Annotated in this window: 18 protein-coding genes; 11 read left to right on the forward strand and 7 right to left on the reverse strand. The window is 61.3% G+C overall.

Annotated elements, in window-relative coordinates; all coding sequences use genetic code 11:
* Positions 1 to 88: 88 nt before the first annotated feature.
* Positions 89 to 1,759: a pyridoxal-dependent aspartate 1-decarboxylase PanP gene (gene panP, locus BM036_RS13565; protein ID WP_091853231.1), complete on the forward strand. Its 1,671-nt coding sequence runs from the start codon at positions 89 to 91 to the stop codon at positions 1,757 to 1,759.
* Between the two features lie 217 nt (positions 1,760 to 1,976).
* Here the strand turns inward: panP and BM036_RS13570 are convergent, their stop codons facing one another.
* Together BM036_RS13570 and BM036_RS13575 are read right to left on the reverse strand one after the other, a co-directional pair.
* The gene (locus BM036_RS13570; RefSeq protein WP_091853233.1) at positions 1,977 to 2,243 is read right to left on the reverse strand and encodes a hypothetical protein; all 267 of its coding nucleotides are present in this window, start codon (positions 2,241 to 2,243) and stop codon (positions 1,977 to 1,979) included.
* A gap of 141 nt (positions 2,244 to 2,384) precedes the next feature.
* A complete protein-coding gene (locus BM036_RS13575; protein WP_091853235.1) occupies positions 2,385 to 3,947 on the reverse strand; it encodes an inorganic phosphate transporter in 1,563 nt (520 codons plus the stop codon).
* A gap of 220 nt (positions 3,948 to 4,167) precedes the next feature.
* Between BM036_RS13575 and BM036_RS13580 the strand changes: the two genes are divergently transcribed.
* Together BM036_RS13580 and BM036_RS13585 are read left to right on the forward strand one after the other, a co-directional pair.
* Positions 4,168 to 4,629: a flavodoxin domain-containing protein gene (locus BM036_RS13580; RefSeq protein WP_091853237.1), complete on the forward strand. Its 462-nt coding sequence runs from the start codon at positions 4,168 to 4,170 to the stop codon at positions 4,627 to 4,629.
* Between the two features lie 165 nt (positions 4,630 to 4,794).
* Positions 4,795 to 7,338 carry an EAL domain-containing protein gene (locus BM036_RS13585; RefSeq protein ID WP_091853239.1) on the forward strand — a complete coding sequence of 848 codons (2,544 nt, stop codon included), beginning with the start codon at positions 4,795 to 4,797 and terminating at the stop codon, positions 7,336 to 7,338.
* A gap of 63 nt (positions 7,339 to 7,401) precedes the next feature.
* Here BM036_RS13585 and BM036_RS13590 read toward each other — a convergent pair whose 3' ends face one another.
* The 3 genes from BM036_RS13590 to BM036_RS13600 form a co-directional block, all read right to left on the reverse strand.
* Complete coding sequence (locus BM036_RS13590) at positions 7,402 to 8,271, reverse strand: acyl-CoA thioesterase (RefSeq protein WP_091853240.1); 870 nt, start codon at positions 8,269 to 8,271, stop codon at positions 7,402 to 7,404.
* 191 nt (positions 8,272 to 8,462) lie between these two features.
* A complete protein-coding gene (locus tag BM036_RS13595) occupies positions 8,463 to 9,644 on the reverse strand; it encodes an FAD-dependent oxidoreductase (RefSeq protein ID WP_281247028.1) in 1,182 nt (393 codons plus the stop codon).
* 13 nt (positions 9,645 to 9,657) lie between these two features.
* A complete protein-coding gene (locus BM036_RS13600) occupies positions 9,658 to 9,825 on the reverse strand; it encodes a rubredoxin (RefSeq protein ID WP_091853242.1) in 168 nt (55 codons plus the stop codon).
* A gap of 289 nt (positions 9,826 to 10,114) precedes the next feature.
* On the opposite strand from BM036_RS13600, the gene BM036_RS13605 reads away from it, so the two are divergent.
* The 5 genes from BM036_RS13605 (at position 10,115) to phoR (ending at position 14,394) form a co-directional block, all read left to right on the forward strand.
* Positions 10,115 to 10,672, forward strand: a complete 558-nt coding sequence (locus BM036_RS13605; protein WP_091853244.1) for a hypoxanthine-guanine phosphoribosyltransferase — start codon at positions 10,115 to 10,117, stop codon at positions 10,670 to 10,672.
* The gene (locus BM036_RS13610; protein ID WP_091853246.1) at positions 10,653 to 11,228 is read left to right on the forward strand and encodes a chorismate--pyruvate lyase family protein; all 576 of its coding nucleotides are present in this window, start codon (positions 10,653 to 10,655) and stop codon (positions 11,226 to 11,228) included. The genes BM036_RS13605 and BM036_RS13610 overlap by 20 nt, the downstream gene beginning before the upstream one ends.
* A gap of 74 nt (positions 11,229 to 11,302) precedes the next feature.
* Complete coding sequence (gene ubiA / locus BM036_RS13615) at positions 11,303 to 12,190, forward strand: 4-hydroxybenzoate octaprenyltransferase (protein ID WP_091853248.1); 888 nt, start codon at positions 11,303 to 11,305, stop codon at positions 12,188 to 12,190.
* A 136-nt stretch (positions 12,191 to 12,326) separates the two neighbouring features.
* Positions 12,327 to 13,016 (forward strand): phosphate regulon transcriptional regulator PhoB, encoded by a 690-nt coding sequence (phoB, locus tag BM036_RS13620; protein ID WP_091853250.1) that lies wholly within the window; start codon positions 12,327 to 12,329, stop codon positions 13,014 to 13,016.
* Between the two features lie 37 nt (positions 13,017 to 13,053).
* Complete coding sequence (gene phoR / locus BM036_RS13625; protein ID WP_091853252.1) at positions 13,054 to 14,394, forward strand: phosphate regulon sensor histidine kinase PhoR; 1,341 nt, start codon at positions 13,054 to 13,056, stop codon at positions 14,392 to 14,394.
* Here phoR and BM036_RS13630 read toward each other — a convergent pair.
* Positions 14,365 to 15,189: a response regulator gene (locus tag BM036_RS13630; protein WP_091853290.1), complete on the reverse strand. Its 825-nt coding sequence runs from the start codon at positions 15,187 to 15,189 to the stop codon at positions 14,365 to 14,367. The two genes, phoR and BM036_RS13630, sit on opposite strands and share 30 nt — an antisense overlap.
* A 143-nt stretch (positions 15,190 to 15,332) precedes the next feature.
* Between BM036_RS13630 and BM036_RS13635 the strand changes: the two genes are divergently transcribed.
* The 3 genes from BM036_RS13635 to BM036_RS13645 are packed head-to-tail and all read left to right on the forward strand — an operon-like array spanning position 15,333 to position 18,347.
* Positions 15,333 to 16,592 carry a lytic murein transglycosylase gene (locus tag BM036_RS13635; RefSeq protein ID WP_091853292.1) on the forward strand — a complete coding sequence of 420 codons (1,260 nt, stop codon included), beginning with the start codon at positions 15,333 to 15,335 and terminating at the stop codon, positions 16,590 to 16,592.
* Between the two features lie 26 nt (positions 16,593 to 16,618).
* Positions 16,619 to 17,653 (forward strand): metal-dependent hydrolase, encoded by a 1,035-nt coding sequence (locus BM036_RS13640; protein WP_091853254.1) that lies wholly within the window; start codon positions 16,619 to 16,621, stop codon positions 17,651 to 17,653.
* A gap of 1 nt (position 17,654) precedes the next feature.
* Positions 17,655 to 18,347: a pseudouridine synthase gene (locus tag BM036_RS13645; protein WP_091853256.1), complete on the forward strand. Its 693-nt coding sequence runs from the start codon at positions 17,655 to 17,657 to the stop codon at positions 18,345 to 18,347.
* Between the two features lie 29 nt (positions 18,348 to 18,376).
* On the opposite strand, the gene BM036_RS13650 is transcribed toward BM036_RS13645, so the two are convergent.
* Complete coding sequence (locus BM036_RS13650) at positions 18,377 to 18,856, reverse strand: asparaginase domain-containing protein (protein ID WP_091853258.1); 480 nt, start codon at positions 18,854 to 18,856, stop codon at positions 18,377 to 18,379.
* Between the last annotated feature and the right edge of the window lie 87 nt (positions 18,857 to 18,943).

Here is an 18,943-nt window from a genome sequence, read left to right on the forward strand (position 1 = left end):
TTGAGGACTCTAACCCCTGTTGATTGTTCCGCTGAATTCGCCGGGCATCAGGAACCGCCCCGGGGATCCCACTGACTGTGTGGCGCGTATGACCGGTAAGAAAAAGTCAGCCCAGGCGTCGGTAGAGGCCATGTACCGGGTATTTACCGTACCCGAGGCCCCCGAATCCACCCTGAGCCGGATCGACCAGAATATCTCGGGCAACCTTACCGGTTTCCTGCAGGAACATATTGTCGCGGTTGAACGTGACCTCAGCGAAGTGGAGAAGTACTTCGCCGATTCGGCCATCCCGGAAAAACCCATCTTCGTTTCCGAGCAGGCCCAGTTCCTGCTGGACAAGCTGGTCGCCAACTCGGTCCACACCGCCTCCCCCAGCTTTATCGGGCACATGACCTCGGCGCTGCCCTATTTCATGCTGCCGCTGTCCAAGATCATGATCGCCCTGAACCAGAACCTGGTGAAAACCGAAACCTCCAAGGCCTTTACGCCCATGGAGCGCCAGGTGCTCGGAATGATTCACCGGCTGGTGTACCAGCAGGATGGTGCCTACTATCGCAAGTGGATGCACGACCCCCGCCATGCCCTGGGCGCCATGTGCTCGGGCGGCACCATAGCCAACCTGACCGCCCTGTGGGTCGCCCGCAACCGGGCATTCCCGGCGGAAGGCAGTTTCCGTGGCCTGCACCAGGAAGGTCTGTTCCGGGCGCTCAAATACTATGGCCACGAAGGCATCGCCATCCTGGTTTCCCGCCGGGGCCACTATTCCCTGCGCAAGGCCGCCGATGTACTGGGCCTGGGCCGCGACGCCCTGATCCCCATCGACACCGATGACGAGAACCGCATCCAGATCGACGCCCTGCGGGACAAGTGCCTGGAACTCCAGCGCCAGAAGGTCAAGATTATGGCCATTTGCGGTATCGCCGGCACTACCGAGACCGGCAACGTCGACCCGCTGGAAGCCATGTCGGACGTCGCCCGGGAGTTCGGCGCACACTTCCACGTGGACGCCGCCTGGGGTGGGCCGACCCTCTTCTCTCGTCAGCATTCGCACCTGATGCGGGGCATCGAGAAAGCCGACTCGGTCACCTTCGATGCCCATAAACAGCTCTACGTACCCATGGGGGTAGGCCTTGTCGTGTTCCGCGACCCCACCATGGCCAGCGCGGTGGAACACCACGCCCAGTACATCATCCGCAAGGGATCCCGGGACCTGGGTAGCACCACCCTTGAAGGCTCCCGTCCGGGCATGGCCATGCTGATCCACTCAGGCCTGAAGATCCTGGCGCGGGAAGGCTACGAGATACTGATCAATCAGGGTATCGAGAAGGCCCGCACCTTTGCGGACATGATCCGGGAGGAGCCGGACTTCGAACTGGTCACCGAACCGGAACTGAACATTCTCACTTACCGCTATGCTCCCGCCCGGGTGCAGCAGGCCCTGGCTGCGGCGAGCCCGGAACAGGCCGAACGCATCAACATGAGCCTGAACCGGGTCACCAAGTTCATCCAGAAAACCCAGCGGGAGCGGGGCAAGGCGTTTGTCTCCCGGACCCGGCTGGAGCCGGCCCGCTATGGCCACTTCCCCTGCATTGTGTTCCGGGTGGTCCTGGCCAATCCGCTGACCACCAAGGATATCCTCCACGATATCCTGGAAGAGCAGAAAGAACTGGCTGGTGTGCCGGGACTGAAGGACGAGATGGATATTCTTTACCAGCACACAGAGGCTGTGCTGGGTGGGCCCGTGGCCAAGAGGGCCTGAGGAAGGGGTTTACAGGAGTCGACTAAATCTGATGGTGAAGGCGACCGGGCAGGTGGGGGATGCTTTTTCCGCCGCAATTCAGGGGCCATCCCTGGCACCCGCCTTGCTCCGCGCCATCCATGGCGCTGCTCCAAAAGCATCCCCCACCCACCCGATCACCCGTAGATGTGAGTTAGCTGCCAAAAACTGCCTCTTCAACAGTGGTCAAACACCGAAATCAGTAAAGCGCTTCCTCATCATCCAGTACGTCGTCGAGAATCTCCAGGAACATCCTGTCCGCCTCACTCCAGTTCTCGGGAATGCGAACCGTGGTTGAGGCACTGATCTCGTCAGCCACCAACTGGTGGGCATCCGGCTTGCCCCGGTGCTTGCGGGCCACCTCGACGCACTTTACCGCCACCGTGGGATCACTCAGCACCTTCTTGATAAAAACCCTCAGCTCGCCAATCACCTTCGCCTGGCGACTTTCATTTGCTGTGCTCATAGACATCTCCGGAAAAGTTCAGGGAAAGGACAGACAAGAGTATGCAGTATTCGCTGCCACCACGGCCAGCCGCGCTCACGCACGCCAACAGGCATGACCGCCCCGACAGGACTGCTGGACACCAGCCTGCCGGGAACAGGATCAGATCATAAGGCCACGGATGGTGAAGTACAGGATAGCCGCGAGGATTGCGGACACCGGCACGGTGATCACCCAGGCGGCGGCAATACGGATCAGGTGGGAACGCTTGACCAGCTCTTCCCGGTAGATCTTCTTGAGCCTCTTGCGCTCCTTCTTGGACAGGGGGATATCCTGCTTGTGCTTGCGGGCTTCCTTCAGCAGGGCCTCCATTTCCTCCACTGTGGCATTGCGGAAATCGTCCAGGAAAGGCTGCAGCCGGGCCCGTTCTTCCTCGTCGTGACGATCCAGCATGGTATGAATCTGGCTGGCGTAGCTGCGCTTGAGGTATTCACGCAGGAAGCCCACACCAAACACACCGCCAATGGCAATATGGGTTGAACTCACCGGCAGCCCCAGCTGGGAAGCCAGGATGACCGTGAGCGCTGCTGACAGGGCCACACAGAAGGCCCGGGACTTATCCAGCTCGGTAATCTCGGAGCCCACCACCTTGATCACCCGGGGTCCAAACAGCAACAGGCCAACTGACAGGCCCAGGGCACCTACCATCATGACCCACAGCGGGATAGACGCATCAGAAACGATGCTGGATGCCGCCAGGGCGTCATTGATCGCTGCCAGCGGGCCGATGGCATTGGCCACGTCGTTGGCGCCATGGGCAAAGCTCAACAGCCCCGCCGCAAAGATCAGCGGCCAGACAAACAGGGCGTTTACCCCATCGGTGTTGTTTTCCATGGTGGCGGCTCGCCGACTGACTCTTACCCGCACCAGAATGAACACAACCGCCGCCACAGCCAGGCCCACCAGGGTGGCACCGAGAAAATCCACAGAGATGATTTTCTTGACGCCCTTGATCATCAGGTAGGTGCCGAAAGCCCAGGCCATGATGGCCACCAGCCAGGGGACGAAGCGGCGTGCACTTGCTACCAGGTCTTCCTGGTATAGGATCGTTCTTTTGATGGCGTAGAGGAAAAATGCCGCAATCAGGCCGCCAAGGACAGGGGAAATCACCCAGCTGGCGGCGATTTTGGCCATCACCGACCAGTCCGCAATACCCCAGCCACCGGCTGCGATCCCCGCACCCAGAACGCCCCCGACAATTGAGTGTGTGGTGGACACCGGCGCACCCATCCAGGTCGCCAGGTTGAGCCACAATGCACCAGCCAGCAGGGCGGCAGTCATCAGCCAGACGAAGGTATTCACGTCATCCAGTCGCTCAGGAGCGATAATGCCGCCCTTGATGGTGGATACCACGTCACCACCGGCAATAATGGCCCCTGCGGCTTCGAACACCGCCGCCAGCATCACCGCTGCAAACAGGGAGATAGCACCGGACCCCACGGCCGGGCCCACGTTGTTGGCCACGTCGTTGGCGCCGATGTTGATGGCCATATAGCCTGCAATCACCGCTGCCGCAACCAATAGCGGCTTGCCGGTCATATCACCGCCGATCTGGGTTACCACCAACCCGACGATTGCGAGGAAAATAAGGCTGATGCCAATGCGGTAACGTTCCGTCGTCTGGCTGGTCAGCACCTGGTCCATGAATCCGGATGATTTCGCCATTACGGGTTTCTCATGCAGCAGATTGGAGGGCGGCACTATAAAATTTCTGACACCAAATTGAAACAAACCGCCCTTTATTTGTAGCCGAGTATAGACGCCCGCACCTGCCCCTGCCGCGCTCTTCAATCCATCCGCCCCGAGGATTCTGTCTGACGCTTGAGGAGCCGTCCGCCCCCGGCTAAGATGACGCCCCTCAATCCAGTGCCGAGGCCAAGACTCCATGACCGAGATCCAGATCCTGGTGGGCAGCGTTTACGGCGGCGCCCTGATGACCGCCCGCAAGCTCCGGGACGAACTGTCCGGCGAGGACGTTCGCATCACCGTACACGAAAGACCCACGCTTGCCAGCCTGACTGACACCAACGGCCCGGTGCTGGTATGTACCTCGACCACAGGCCAGGGAGAAGCGCCCGAAAACCTGCTGCCGTTCTACGTCGAGCTGCGGGAAACCCTGCCCCTGCAGGAAGGCCGGCCTTTCGGCGTGATCGTACTGGGAGACAGCTCCTACGGAGACACCTTTTGCGGTGCCGGTGAACTCATGGAGGAGGCCCTGCTGGAAGTCGCTGCCCGCAAGGTTGGCGACACCCTGCGTATCGATGCCATGGAGACCATGGAGCCGGAAGCAGAAGCCCTGCCCTGGGCCAGGGCGTGGCTTGAACAGGTAAGGTCCACCGATCGCTGATCGGTGGCACGCCTATAGCGCGAACCCCGTCACACAACATCCCGTTACACACTGGCACTATCCTGCAACATCTGGTGGCAACATGACGCTTGTGTAAGCGTTTTGTAATCTTGATACTCGTTCGAAAGATTGCCCCCACGACACGCTTCCAAAAACAGGATTCCTGTGCGGCGAACGGCGCTACTGACATCACTGCTGACCATGCTCTGCCTGTGCGGCCCTTCAGCATGGGCTGCCAGCGCAGCATCCGGGGCACTGGTGTCTGTCGAGTACCTGCGACTGGCTCCGGGCCAGGCCAACCTTTCCCCTGAAGCGGCCCTGGCCAGCGGCGACTGGCAGACGCTGCCGGGACGCACGCCGAATTTCGGCTATGAAACGGACACCTTCTGGTATCGGATGGAGATAGCGCCGGGACACAGCCGCCGGATACTGGAAATCGCCTACCCGCACCTGGACGACATACGATTCTGGCTGGTGAACGAGGGTAAGCCCGGCGAGCTAACACGCACCGGTGACCGACTTCCTTTTCACGAGCGACCACTGCCCCACCCCAACTTCCTGTTCCCCGTTGTCGGGGAGCCGGGCGCCAACCAACAGATTCTGCTGCGAATCCAGACCGAAGGCGCACACCATGTGCCGATGCAATTACTCGAAACCGACGAGCTGTTCCTGCAACTGTCCCGGGAAGACCAGCTCCATTCCCTTTATTACGGTACCCTGGTCACCATCACCCTGTTCAGCCTGGTCGTGTTCGTCTCGCTGCGGGAGAAAATCTACCTGTATTACCTGGCCTCGACGGCCAGCTTCCTGTTACTGCTGGCCTCCCTGCGAGGCGTTACCTACCCGGTGCTCTGGCCCGGCAGCCCGGCGTTACAGAACTACAGTATCCTGGTCGCCATACCCCTGGCGCTGATCTCCATTGTCCTGTTCTCGCGGACCTTCCTGCGCCTGAAACAGGTAGGCGGCTGGATCTACTACGCGGTGCAGGCGGCCCTTTACATCGACATACTCGCTCTGATCGGCGTGGCGGCTCTCGACTACAACCTGTCTGTCCGGTTCTCGGTGGCCGTCGGGCTGGTGACCTGCCTGCTGCTGGCCGTCATTGGCCCGGTGCTCTGGCTGCGCAACCATCCGCAGTCGGGTATCTATACACTGGCCTGGGGCGCGTTGACCCTGGGTTGTCTGATCACCGGCGCCAACATGTACGGACTGCTGCCCAACAGTTTTATAACCACCTATGGCCTGCAGCTGGGCTCAACCCTGCAGGCCGCAGTGCTCACCATGGCCCTCGCCAATCGCATCTACCAGGAGCGAGAGTCCCGCACCCGTTCCCGGGAGGCTGAGCTGGCAGCCGTGTCAGCTCAGCGCAGGGCGGAGCAACGGGTCATGGACCAGGCCATGCGGGACCCCCTCACCCATTTGCCCAACCGGGCCTGCTTTGAACTGAACGCCAGCGAAAAACTACACCTCTGCCCCGGCCGGCGCTGGGCGATCTGCGTTGTAAAACTCGACAACCTGGCAGCCGTTACCAAGACCCTGGGCCACCGCAACTCCGATCGTCTGCTGGAACTGGTCAGCCTGCGCCTGCATCAGATCGCACGGAACCTGCCGGGGATACAGTCCATTGGCACCAACGAGCAGGACTGCCTGGGAGTGCTGGAGCCGTCTACCTTCGCCTATCTGATGGATGCGGGCGCCGCTTCAGCCAATCCCCGCCAGATCGCCCGCAGCATGGAACAACTGCGCGAACCCATTGATTACCTGGGCATGCAGGTTCCCATGGATTGTTGTATCGGGGTGGCCCTGTTCCCGGACCACGGCAAGGACCTCAATACACTGGTGAGACAGGCCTATGTGGCCCAGGAAACACCGATCGCCCGGGAAAAGGGACTTGCCTTTTACGACCCGGCGAGGGATCCCTACAGCCCTGAACGGCTCACCCTGGTGACCGAACTGCGCAAGGCTATCGACGAGAACCAGCTGGCCCTCTGGTTCCAGCCCAAACGTTGCCTCAAACGCAATGAGATTGTCGGAGTCGAAGCACTGATCCGCTGGCCGGGACGCCAACCGACAGTGTTCGCCGACGAGCTCATTGCCGTGGCAGAACAAAGCGGCCTGATCCGGCCCCTGACCCGCTGGGTCATGGAACAGGCACTGGGGGCGCGAAAGGTATTGCTGGAGGCCGGCCTGGATCTGACCGTATCCATCAACATCTCCCCCAACAACCTGCGGGAGCGGGACTTCCCGCTATTTGTCCAGCGCCTGATGACCAGCCACCACCAGCACCGGGGCCGGTTGATCCTGGAGGTTACCGAAACGTCCATGATGCAGGATCCCGCCAACTCCATGCGCACCCTGCGCTCGCTGGACCATGCCGGCATTCCCCTGGCCATCGACGACTTCGGTTCCGGGTACTCGTCCCTGTCCTATATCAAGCAGCTGCCCGCCTGTGAGGTGAAGATTGACCGGTCACTGATTACCGACCTGCTGTCCCACATTGATGACCGCATTATCGTGAAGACCACCATCGATATGTGTCACAGCCTGGGCTACCAGGTGGTGGCGGAAGGTGTCGAAGACGAGGAAACCACAGAACTGTTGCGGGAGATGGACTGCGACATGATCCAGGGGTACGTACTTGCCAGACCACAACCCCTGGCTCACCTGATCAGCCAGCTCCGGCCGGAAGCCGGCACATCCGCGCTCTGACACCTATCCTGGATACCGGTCGGGAGATTGCCAGCTGCTACCATCGGCAGCCGGCGGTGGGCGTCATTTCTTCGCAGACTTTCGCTGACGAATCAGTGCCTCCTGGGCAGTGGAGGCCACCAGAATGCCATCCTGGTTGAACACGCTGCCCCGATTGAAACCACGGCCACCCGCAGCACTGGGGCTGTCCTTGTCATACAGCAGCCAGTCGTCCATACGCAGGTCCCGGTGGAACCAGATGGCGTGGTCCAGGCTGGCCACCTGCATGCTCGGTGTCATGAAGGTAACGCCATGGGGGTTCAGGGAAGTGCCGAGAAACGCGAAATCCGATGCGTAGGCCAGCAGGCAGCAGTGCAGGATGCGGTCATCCGGGAGCTCCCCCTGGGCACGGAACCAGCTCTGCTTGTGTGGCGATCGTTTGTCCGGGTCCAGCGGGTTGACGGGGTCAACCGGCCGGATTTCTATGGGTCGGTTACGGGTGAGCTGGCTATGGAACTTCTCGGGAACCCGGTCAAGCAGCTCCCGGTTCAGCTCCTGCTCCGTCTTCAGTGACATGGGATCGGGTACATCCGGCATGTCGATCTGGTGATCGAAACCATCTTCCTCTACCTGGAAAGAGACAGACCCGGTGAGGATCTCCTTGCCTTCCTGCCGGGCGATCACCCTGCGCACCGAGAAGCTGCCACCATCACGGACCCGCTGCACTTCATAGTCAATGGGCGCCCTGGCGTTGCCGGGCCGCAGAAAATACGCGTGCATGGAGTGGGGCATGCGGTCTTCAATGGTGCGGGTGGTGGCCATCAGGGCCTGGCCCAGCACCTGCCCACCGAAGAGGTTGGGAAAACCCAGGTCTTCACTCTGTCCCTGGAAATGATCATCGCCAATAGGCGCAAGATCCATTAATTCAACCAGTTCTCTGGTAACGTCCAGCATGCCTGCTCCTGAAAATTCATCTGGCCAGCGCAGTGGCCAGGCCTTTTTTTGTCCGCCGCACCCGGTCGCCCGGGCCGGAAAACCGGGGCGCAAGCCTGCCATCTGAGGCGGCCACTCCCACAATCTCCGGGGACACTTAGCTTACGAAGCGGTAATTTCTACCGGATACCTCGAGGCTGTGCAAGCGCCCTTCACCGGGCATCCAGCGTCGCCAGTACCGGCGGCACCTCCCTGGACAGGGTCTGCTTTTCAATCACCCGGTCGCCAGTCAGTGCGAAGCCAAGCAGCGCTCCGCTACTGTCCCGGTATAGTGCACGGACATTGTTGCCCTCCCGCTCAACTTCCCAGGTTCCATCTTCCGTCACCTCCGGAGGCACTACCGCGACCGGACAACAAGGCGTTTTGACCATCACCGGCATGCCCCCCCACTGCACCGGCGCAGGTGCACCAGTGAGGGTGGCAGCCAGGGCCCGGGCGGATGCCATCAACGGCATGACATACATCAACACATGGCCTTCCACCTCGGCGCAGTCTCCCAGTGCGTAGACATCGGGCGCACTGGTCGCCATCAGCCGATCGGTGACGATACCCTGATTGACCTTCAGGCCTGCATCCAGTGCCAGACGGGTTCGCGGACGCAGCCCTACGGCTGATACGACGATATCTCCCTGCAGCATAGCACCATCATTGAGGCGCACCTGCACGGAGCCAGTTTCCCCGACAACCTCGTCCGCAGCCACGCCCAGGTGAAAGGTCACACCTTCCGCCTCCAGCGCGGCCTGAACCGCTGATGCAGCGGCCTCAGGCAACAGCCCCGGCATTACCTGTCCGGAAGGGGCGACCACGGTTACGTCATAGCCGCCATTGCGCAGATCATTGGCGTATTCACAGCCAATCAGGCCAGCGCCAAGCACTATGACCCGGCGGTGTCCGCCCAGGTGCCGACGGAACTGGCGGTAATCCTCGAGATCGTTGATGGAACAGACCGCGGGGTTGCCACTGACCGGGTCCGGCAGCCGAATCACATCTGCGCCCCAGGCCAGCACAAGCTGGCGATAACGCAGCCGTTCGCCACCGATCCGTATCTCATGGGCATCAGGGTCAATTCCTGTTACCCGGGTGTGGGTGCGAATTTCCATGGTCAGTTGCTCCGCCATGGCGCCGCAATCGGCCTGTGCCAGCTCATCCGCCGCCTTGCCCTTGGTGAACCCGGTGGACAGCAGGGGCTTGGAATAACTGGCGCCATCATCCGCCGTGATCATCATCAGAGGCAGGCTGGCATCGCGCTTGCGCAGCTCCCTGGCCAGCGAGTAACCCGCCAGCCCGCTGCCAATAATCACAACCGGCGGCTGATCCGTTCCCATTTCCGTCATGGCCTTTGCTCCCTCAGCCAATCTCGATCATTTCGAAGTCTTCCTTGCCGACGCCGCAGTCGGGGCACTCCCAGTCTTCCGGCACATCTTCCCAGGCGGTACCCGGCGCAATGCCGTCCTCCGGCCAGCCTTCAGCTTCGTCATAGATAAAACCACATACCACGCACTGCCACTTTCTCACGCCAGTCCTCCTGAAAAATCTGTACTTCCGGATCTCGGTTGTTCTCCCGGAGACACTCACCGGGAACGATCGTCAGCCCATGATACGCATAGCGGCGATACCCCCAAAGGAATACCTTTGCAGCTGAATGAATCCGTATCACCCGGTATCGCGTTTGGCATGCAGGACACCGTTAACCGGCCGTAGACTGCCTCTTCCGGTTTTTGCGTACTCTGCGGATACGCGGCAGCTCTCCCTTAAGACCATCAACTTCGCTATACTTGCGCGTTTTACGACAGGACCGACGACTATGACCGACACCGTCGACGAGCTGAACCAGGTGATGGCGGAAGCCGATTGCCTGGTTCCGGAACAGCAGGTCTACCAGGCCATTGATACCATGGCCGAGCAAATCACCACGGCCCTGAAGGACAGTAACCCGCTTCTGTTCTGCGTAATGAACGGCGGCCTGATCCTCACAGGCCAGCTGCTGCCCCGGCTGAGATTCCCGGTACAGGCGGAATACCTGCACGCAACCCGGTATCGCCATGAAACCACCGGTGGCATCCTGGAGTGGAAACTCCGGCCCGAGGCCGACATGAACGGTCGCACGGTCCTGATCATCGACGACATCCTCGACGAAGGCACCACCCTCAACGCCATCGCTGATTACTGCCGGGCCCAGGGCGCCAGCCAGGTGCTGACAGCGGTGCTGGTCGACAAACAGCACCAGCGCAAGGCACACCCCGGACTGAAGGCCGACTTCACCGGACTGGAAGTGGAAGACCGTTTCCTGTTCGGCTTCGGCATGGACTACAAGGGATACTGGCGCAACGCTCCGGGCATCTATGCCGTCAAGGGACTCTGATCCGGCACGGGTACCCGGTTCCCGGGCGTCCATCGTGCCCCCCACCCGCTGGTACGACTCTTTCCGCCAGGCCTGCCTGCAACGGCCCAAACTGCGGGGCAACGGCTCGTTCTGGCTGCAGGCGGAAGGATCGCTCACCCGTCACCTGCAATTGCGATGCCGGAACAGCTTCCATGTGGAAGTCGTCAATGAAGGGTTCGCGACCCCCAGCCTGGAAGAAACCCTGACCCTGGACATTCCCCGGCGTCAGCAGGCCTGGATTCGCGAGGTCCGCCTGTGCGGGGACGGCACCCCTTGGGTCCTGGCCCGCACTATTATCCCGCTGGCTACCCTCGAAGGACGCGGGCGACGCCTGCGACACCTGGGCCGGAAGCCACTGGGTGCCTGGCTTTTCAGTCACCGGGAATGGTCCCGGGGCCCACTGCAGGCCGGGCTTTGCCAGCCCCTCACCAAAGACCAGCCCCACTATGCACGAAGGTCCGTATTCGCCAGCGATAACCACAGCCTGCTGGTGGGCGAGTATTTTCTGCCGGCATTGCTGAACCAACCGCTCTGAGCCGGGTAAATCATCAACCCGGATAATGCTAAACTCCCGGGGTCTGATCACCCGTCCATGGAGTAGCACGTCCGATGACAATGGCCGCCCTTTCCCCGAGCCTGCGCAACCGCCTGATGGATTATGCCCGCCTGCTGCGGATTGACCGGCCCATTGGCTCCCTGTTACTGCTCTGGCCCACCTGGTGGGCACTCTGGCTCGCGGCCGATGGTGTCATGCCATCCATTGGCAACCTGGTCGTGTTCACCCTGGGTGTATTTTTCATGCGGGCGGCGGGCTGCGCCATCAACGACTTCGCGGACCGCAAGGTGGACCGGCACGTAAAACGCACCAAGGACCGGCCGCTAACGTCCGGGCGCATACAGCCGAAAGAGGCACTGGGTCTTTTCCTGGTGCTGGTTCTGGCTTCCTTCCTGCTGGTGGTGCTGTTTACCAACACGCTCACGTTCTATCTCTCCTTCGGTGGGTTGGTTCTCGCCTTCATCTATCCATTCATGAAGCGCTACACCCACCTGCCCCAACTGTTCCTCGGCGCGGCCTTTTCCTGGGCGATCCCCATGGCCTGGGCGGCTGAAGCGGGCGAACTGAGTCGCCTGACCTGGCTGCTGTTTACCGCCAACGTATTATGGACTGTCGCCTACGACACCCTCTATGCCATGGTGGACCGGGATGACGACCTGAAAATCGGGGTCAAATCCACCGCCATCCTGTTCGGTGACGCGGACCGGCTGATTATTGGCGGACTGCAGGGCCTGGTGATCATCACCCTGCTGATGGTGGGGGCCCAGGCCGAACTGGGCTTCTTCTGGTACCTGGGGGTCGCCTCCATGGCGGCCTTGTTCGGTTGGCATCAATACCTGGCACGCAACCGCAGCCGGGAAGGCTGCTTCGAGGCTTTCCTCAACAATAACTGGGCAGGCTTCGTGGTGTTCGCCGGGCTGGCACTGGACAAATTGTTCTGAGCCAGGCCGACGAAACTGGCGCGGCCAGCAAGGGATATGTATTTTTCATGTAGTAAGTTAACGATGTCATAAACTTGTAACAGTTCCCCGATGTAATGATGCAGCAACAAACAAAAGGAACACAGGTACAAGCCCGATGTCCAAGACCGTTCTGATCGTTGACGATGAAGCGCCCATCCGCGAGATGATTGCCGTCGCCCTGGAAATGGCCGATTACAATTACCTGGAGGCAGCGGATGCACGGGAAGCCCACACCCTGATCGTGGACCGCCAGCCGGACCTTATCCTGCTGGACTGGATGCTCCCCGGCACCAGCGGCGTGGAACTCGCCCGCCGGCTGAAAAAAGACGAAACCACCGCGGAAATTCCCATCATCATGCTCACCGCCAAGGTGGAGGAAGACAACAAGATCCAGGGCCTCGAGGTGGGTGCCGACGACTACATCACCAAACCCTTCTCGCCACGGGAACTGGTCGCCCGCCTGAAAGCGGTGCTGCGGCGTACAACCCCGGCAGGCGTCGAGTCCCCCATCGAGGTGGACGGCCTGACCCTGGACCCGGTAGGCCACCGGGTTACCGGACCTGGAGGTGCCATCAGCATGGGCCCCACGGAGTACCGTTTACTGCAGTTTTTCATGACCCACCAGGAGCGCGTCTATACTCGCTCACAACTACTGGACCAGGTCTGGGGCGGTAATGTCTATGTGGAAGAGCGTACCGTTGATGTCCATATCCGACGCTTGCGCAAAGCCCTTGGCGACCAATATGATCACCTGATCCAGACTGTACGCGGCACCGGGTACCGCTTCTCGACCAAGGCCGCATAAGCCCCGGCACCACACCCCCGGAACAGGTCAGATATCGATGAATTACAAGTGGTCCCGCTACCTGCGGTTGATTCTGGTTTTTCTGGCCCTGACCACCGGCGCCGGCCTGGCGTTCGGTTACCCCCTGGAAGGCCTGCTGGCTGGCTTGCTTCTGTACCTGGCGTGGACCCTGGCCCAGTCCCGCAAGCTCTATCAGTGGCTGGCCAACCCCGGGGCCGGTGAAGAGGCACCAGAGAGCATCGGTCTCTGGGGTGACATCTTTGACGGCCTGCACAAGCTTCACCGGGGGCACCTGGCCACCCAGGACCGCCTGCTGGCACAGTTCAACCGCATCCAGGAATCCACCAATGCCATGCGCGATGGCGTGGTAATGACCGACGCCCGTGGTGTGCTGGAATGGTGGAACGGCTCTGCCGAGTATCTGCTGGGGCTGAAACGACAGACCGACCGCGGCCAGCCCATCCACAACCTGTTGCGAGCGCCAGCGTTCAAGGCGTACTTTGACCAGCGGGACTACCGGGAACCCCTGGAGCTGAACTCGCCGGCACGCCCCCACCTCCACTTGCAGATCCAGATCAGCCTGTTCGGCGAGGATGATCGCCTGATCGTGGTCAAAGACGTCACTCGCCTGTTCCAGCTAGAGCAGATGCGAAGGGATTTCGTCAGCAACGTATCCCACGAAATGCGCACGCCCCTGACCGTGATCAGCGGCTACCTCGAAACCATGGTAGACAACAGTGACGACCTGCCCGCCCGCTGGCAGAAGGCCCTGCGTACCATGGCCCAGCAGTCCAGCCGGATGGAAGCGCTGATCACCGACCTGTTGCTGCTGTCCAAGCTGGAAACCGGCGAACACCATGGCGCCGAAGTGGTGGTGAATGTCGAAGCGATGTGCAGGCAGATCTGCCAGGACGCGCGTGCGCTCAGTGGTGAGGCTCGCCACGAGTTCCAGCTGGATATCGCCGAGCGGCACTTCCTGAGGGGCGACCAGGATCAGCTACGGAGCGCTTTCTCCAACCTGGTTTTCAATGCGGTCAAGTATACGCCGGCGGGCGGGAAAATTTTCGTCAGCTGGTATACCAACCGGGAGGGGGCACACCTGTCGGTAAAGGACACAGGCATAGGGATCGACCCGATACACATCCCCCGCCTGACAGAGCGCTTCTACCGGGCCGATCCCAGCCGACACAAGGAAACCGGCGGCACAGGGCTGGGCCTGGCCATCGTCAAGCATGTACTGCTGAATCACGACGGCAAGCTCGAGATCCTCAGCCGGATTGGCGACGGCAGCGAGTTTATCTGCCACTTCCCCCGGGAGCGCCTGGCAGAACCGGAAACCCTGCCGGCCTCAGCGACGGAAGCCGGCAATAAAGTGTGACAGGTCCTCGAGCTTCTTTGGGTCGTCGTCCACGAAGCGCACCGTCACACTGACAAAGTCCGTGTCCTGGCGCTTGTCCACCGCCTGTAACTGGTGCACGTAGCCATTGAGCCGCGCCATCCGGCCGTCGGCCACCTCCATATCCACCACAGCCGGATCGAGGATACCGGGGAACACCTGGTCACGCTTTGCGATGACCCGGACCTCGGTCAGGGTGATGTCCTTGATCACGCATTTGAGGGTGCTGTCCGCAAAACGTATCGCTGCCACCACCAGTTTGCTGCCCCGTTCCTGGCGACTCGCGGGAGCCGGGGCAGTCGTATCCGGGGCCGGCTTGCGGGTGAGCAGGTCAGCAGATTCCCGGAAGGCATCGGCGCCCGGCGCTGCTGCGCCACTATCTGCCATGGCATTCTGGAGTGTGCGCCCCATGACCTTGACCACCTTCTTGCTCAGACCCTCGGGGCTGAACGGCTTACCCAGATATTCCGAGACACCTTCCTGCACCGCCTCCACCACATGGCTCTTGTCGCCACGACTGGTAATCATGTTGAACGGAACCTTGCGGTAATAATCATCGGCCCGCATCCACTGGAGAAGCTCCAGGCCAGACATTTCCGGCATTTCCCAGTCACAAAGGATCAGGTCAAACCGGTTGCGGGACATAAGTGACTGGGCCCTCCGTCCATTCGGTGCCTCGGTCATTTCAATCACCGGGAAGCGCTGCCTCAGGGTCCGTTTGACCAGGTCCCGGACGAAGCTGGCGTCATCCACCACCAGTGCCTTGAGTACTGCCATATAAATGCCCCTGCCTGCACCCTTGCCCGGTGCCAGTGGTGCCGGCATGGGCTATTTATCGTTGTCTCAATCAGGCTACTATAAAGCCTCGTTCACCCGACGGAGAGGATTACGTGGTCAAAACCCTGAACAATCGACAGCGGATGTCGTTTACCCCCAAACCACAACGCCTGCGTCCAAGTCGTACCATCACCCGCCTGGGTCTGGCTACGGCAGGCTTGTTGATCGCCTCGGTGGCCACCGCCGAGATATCCGTGGTACCGGAGAAACCGGAGACCTTCGGCCAGTGCCTTCAGGATATCGAACAACGGGCCGTCGCCGAAGGCGTTTCTCCCGAAACCGCCCGCAATGTGCTCGCCAGCGTGGAATTCCTGCCCAGGGTTATCGAACTGGATCGCCGCCAGCCGGAGTTCACCACCACCTTTGCCGACTATCTCGGCCGCAGGGTCAGTGAGACCCGTATCGGAAAGGGCCGCGAGATGCTGGCAGAGCACCGCGAACTGCTCAATCGTGTCAGCGACCAGACCGGCGTGCCACCGGCCTACCTGGTGGCCTTCTGGGGCCTTGAAACCAACTATGGCAGCTATTTTGGAAAAATGCCCGTGCCCAGTGCCCTGGCAACCCTGGCCTGCGACGAGCGAAGGGGCAGGTATTTCTCCGGCGAACTGATATCAGCACTGAAAATCCTCGACGAAGGCGCCATTGAGCCTGAGCGGATGGAAGGCTCCTGGGCTGGCGCGATGGGCCATGTGCAATTCATGCCTTCCGTTTTCCTGCAACATGCCACTGATGCTGACGACGACGGCCGCCGGGACCTCTGGGGCAGCATACCGGACGCCATGATGTCAGCCGGACGCTTCCTGCAAAGCATGGGCTGGGATCCGGATTACCGCTGGGGCCGGGAAGTCGTACTGCCAGACAACTTTGATTACGCATTGGCGGGGCAGGGCCGGCGCTCCCTGAGCCAGTGGAACGAACTTGGCGTTACTGATGTTTACGGGCAGCCCCTCGCCGATGAACCCATTGATGCCAAACTGGTGGTCCCTGCCGGGCACCGGGGGCCGGCCTTCCTGGCCTACGACAATTTCCGGGTGATCATGGGCTGGAACCGATCGGAATACTACGCCATTGCGGTGGGCCACCTCGCTGACCGGATCGCAGGTGCCGGCGCCCTGTCCAATCCGCCCCCCGAAGATGCACCGACCCTGTCCCGGGATGATGTCCTGAAGTTGCAGGCGGCCCTGAACGAGCGAGGCTTCGAGGCCGGCAACCCGGATGGCATCATTGGCCCCAATACCCGTTCAGCGATCCGCCGTTACCAGTCCAGCGTAGGACTGATAGCCGACGGCTTCCCCGGCCCGGAACTGCTGGACAGCCTCGGCGTCACACCTTCGTCATCCTGATTCGGTAAGCGCCGGAGAACAGAGCTATGGACTCAGTTACCCAGGCCGCCCTGGGCGCCTGTATCGGCGGGGCGGTCGCCAGCCGCGCCCTTGGCCGCACCGCTCTGGTTACCGGGGCGCTGCTGGGCACCCTGCCGGACCTGGACGTGGTGATTGATTACGGCACGGCCATCGCCAACTTCACCCAACATCGGGGCTTCAGCCATTCCCTTTTCATACTGGTACCGTTGGCGGTGGGACTTGCGTTGGTATTGCACCGCTGGAAGCCCCAGCTGTCCCTTGGCCGGTGGCTGGCATTTACCCTGCTGGTCCTGATCACCCACCCACTGCTGGATACGCTGACCACGTATGGAACCCAGCTGTTCTGGCCCATCGGGCCGCCCCTGGCTACCACCAGCATTTTTATTATTGACCCGCTCTATACACTGCCATTACTGGTGGCGGTCATGGTCGGACTGGTCAGACCTCCAGCGCCCAGGCCCCAGCTAGCGGCGCTGGCGCTGTCTTCCCTGTACCTGGTCTGGGCCGTCAGTGCCCAGACCATAGTGGACCGCCACGTGGAGCAGCGGCTGGCCCTGGAAGGCCTGGAAGGTGCACCCCGAATGGTTCAGCCCATGCCCTTCACCACTCTGCTGTGGCGGGTCACTGTACTGGCGGGAGACGAACGCCTTGAGATGGTCACCGGACCGCTGGAAACCGACCGCCCCCTGACCATCGAACGTTTCCCGCGTAATACCGCACTGATCCGGCAGCTGGCCGACCTGCCTGAAGGCCAGCGGCTGCTCTGGTTTACCGGCGGTTTTGTGGATGTCACCCTTCGTGAAGGCAGGCTGCAGGTGACGGATATCCGTTTGGGCATTCCCGGTGCTCATCCGTTTACCTTCGACCTGGCGCGACAGAACGCGGATGGCTCCCTGACACCGTCAGCAAGCCAGCAGTTGCCGCGCCCTGCCATGCGGGAGGACGCCCTGCGGGCGTTCTGGTCACGGCTCAGCGGTGAAGCGGAAGTACTCTGCCTGGCCACGTTCCGGGCATTACCCGGCGGGGAGCACTGTTCCTGACATGCGACTGGACGCCTACCTCGCCCGCTGTACCAGCCTCTCCCGCAAAGAAGCACGCCGTGCCGTCGCTGCGGGACGTGTCACCGTTGCCGGCCAGCCGGCAGCGAAGGCCTCGGAGCCGGTTGCCGAGAACACCGCTGTCACCCTGGATGGCGAACCTCTGACGATACCTGGACACATTTATCTGATGCTCAACAAGCCCGCCAATGTGCTTAGCGCCACCACCGACGCCAGCCAGCCGGTGGTGACTGACCTGTTGCCGGATGAACTGGCGGCAAAGGTGCATCCGGTAGGTCGCCTCGACCGCGATACCACCGGTCTGTTGCTGCTGACCTCCGACGGTCAGTGGTCCCATCGGATAACGTCGCCCCGGCACCACTGCCCCAAGACGTACCGCGTCACCCTGGCAGAACCGCTCAGTGACCCGGCCCGGCACCAGCTGGAGAGCGGTGGATTGCAGTTGCGGAACGAGGAACAGGAATTGAGGCCGGCCGGTGTCGTCAACGTCAGCGACCGCGTAATCGACCTCACCATTACCGAAGGCCGCTACCACCAGGTAAAACGCATGCTGGCAGCGGTGGGCAACCACGTGGAAGCCCTGCATCGCCATCGCATCGGGGCCCTGACCCTCGATCCGGCACTGGGCCCGGGAGAGTTCCGGTACCTGGATGATGCCGAGATTGCCAGCCTCTGATGTGACGCTGCCGTAGCCGGCATACCCTGCTAACAGCGCTCGAACCGGCCAGCCCTGAGGTTCTTGCGCACCTTGCCCGCTTCAAACACCTCACCGTTCATGGCGATGTATATACCCGGCTCCAGCAAGGTCGCCGCTGCCATGGCAAAGCCGAGATTGAACACCGCATCACTGCGACGCATCCGCGCTGGCTGCATGGCACCAAACAGCACGATGGTCTTGTCCCCTATATCGCTCAGGGCGGCAGCCGTTTCCGCCATGGTATCGGTGCCATGGCTAATGATCACTCTCTCTTCCGGGCAGGCAGCCACGGCAGCGCGGATATCGGCCCGGTCAGCTTCGGTCAGTTCCAGGCTGTCCTTGCGGCATAATTCGGTGATGCGCCAGGGCACCGTCACATTGGCCTCCGACAGCAGTTCCGGCAGCAGGCTTTCGCCGACAGCGAACTCGCTGTTGGCATCGTGGTAGATCTTGTCGATCGTGCCACCGGTGGTGAAAAGATGGATCATGGGGGTCTCCTGATGGTCGGGAGGTGTCGCCCTGACAGCCTCCCCTTGATGCCTGACAAGGACATCATAACCAAAAACCGGCCTGCA

The organism is Marinobacter segnicrescens, assembly GCF_900111555.1.
GTDB classification, from domain to species: domain Bacteria; phylum Pseudomonadota; class Gammaproteobacteria; order Pseudomonadales; family Oleiphilaceae; genus Marinobacter; species Marinobacter segnicrescens.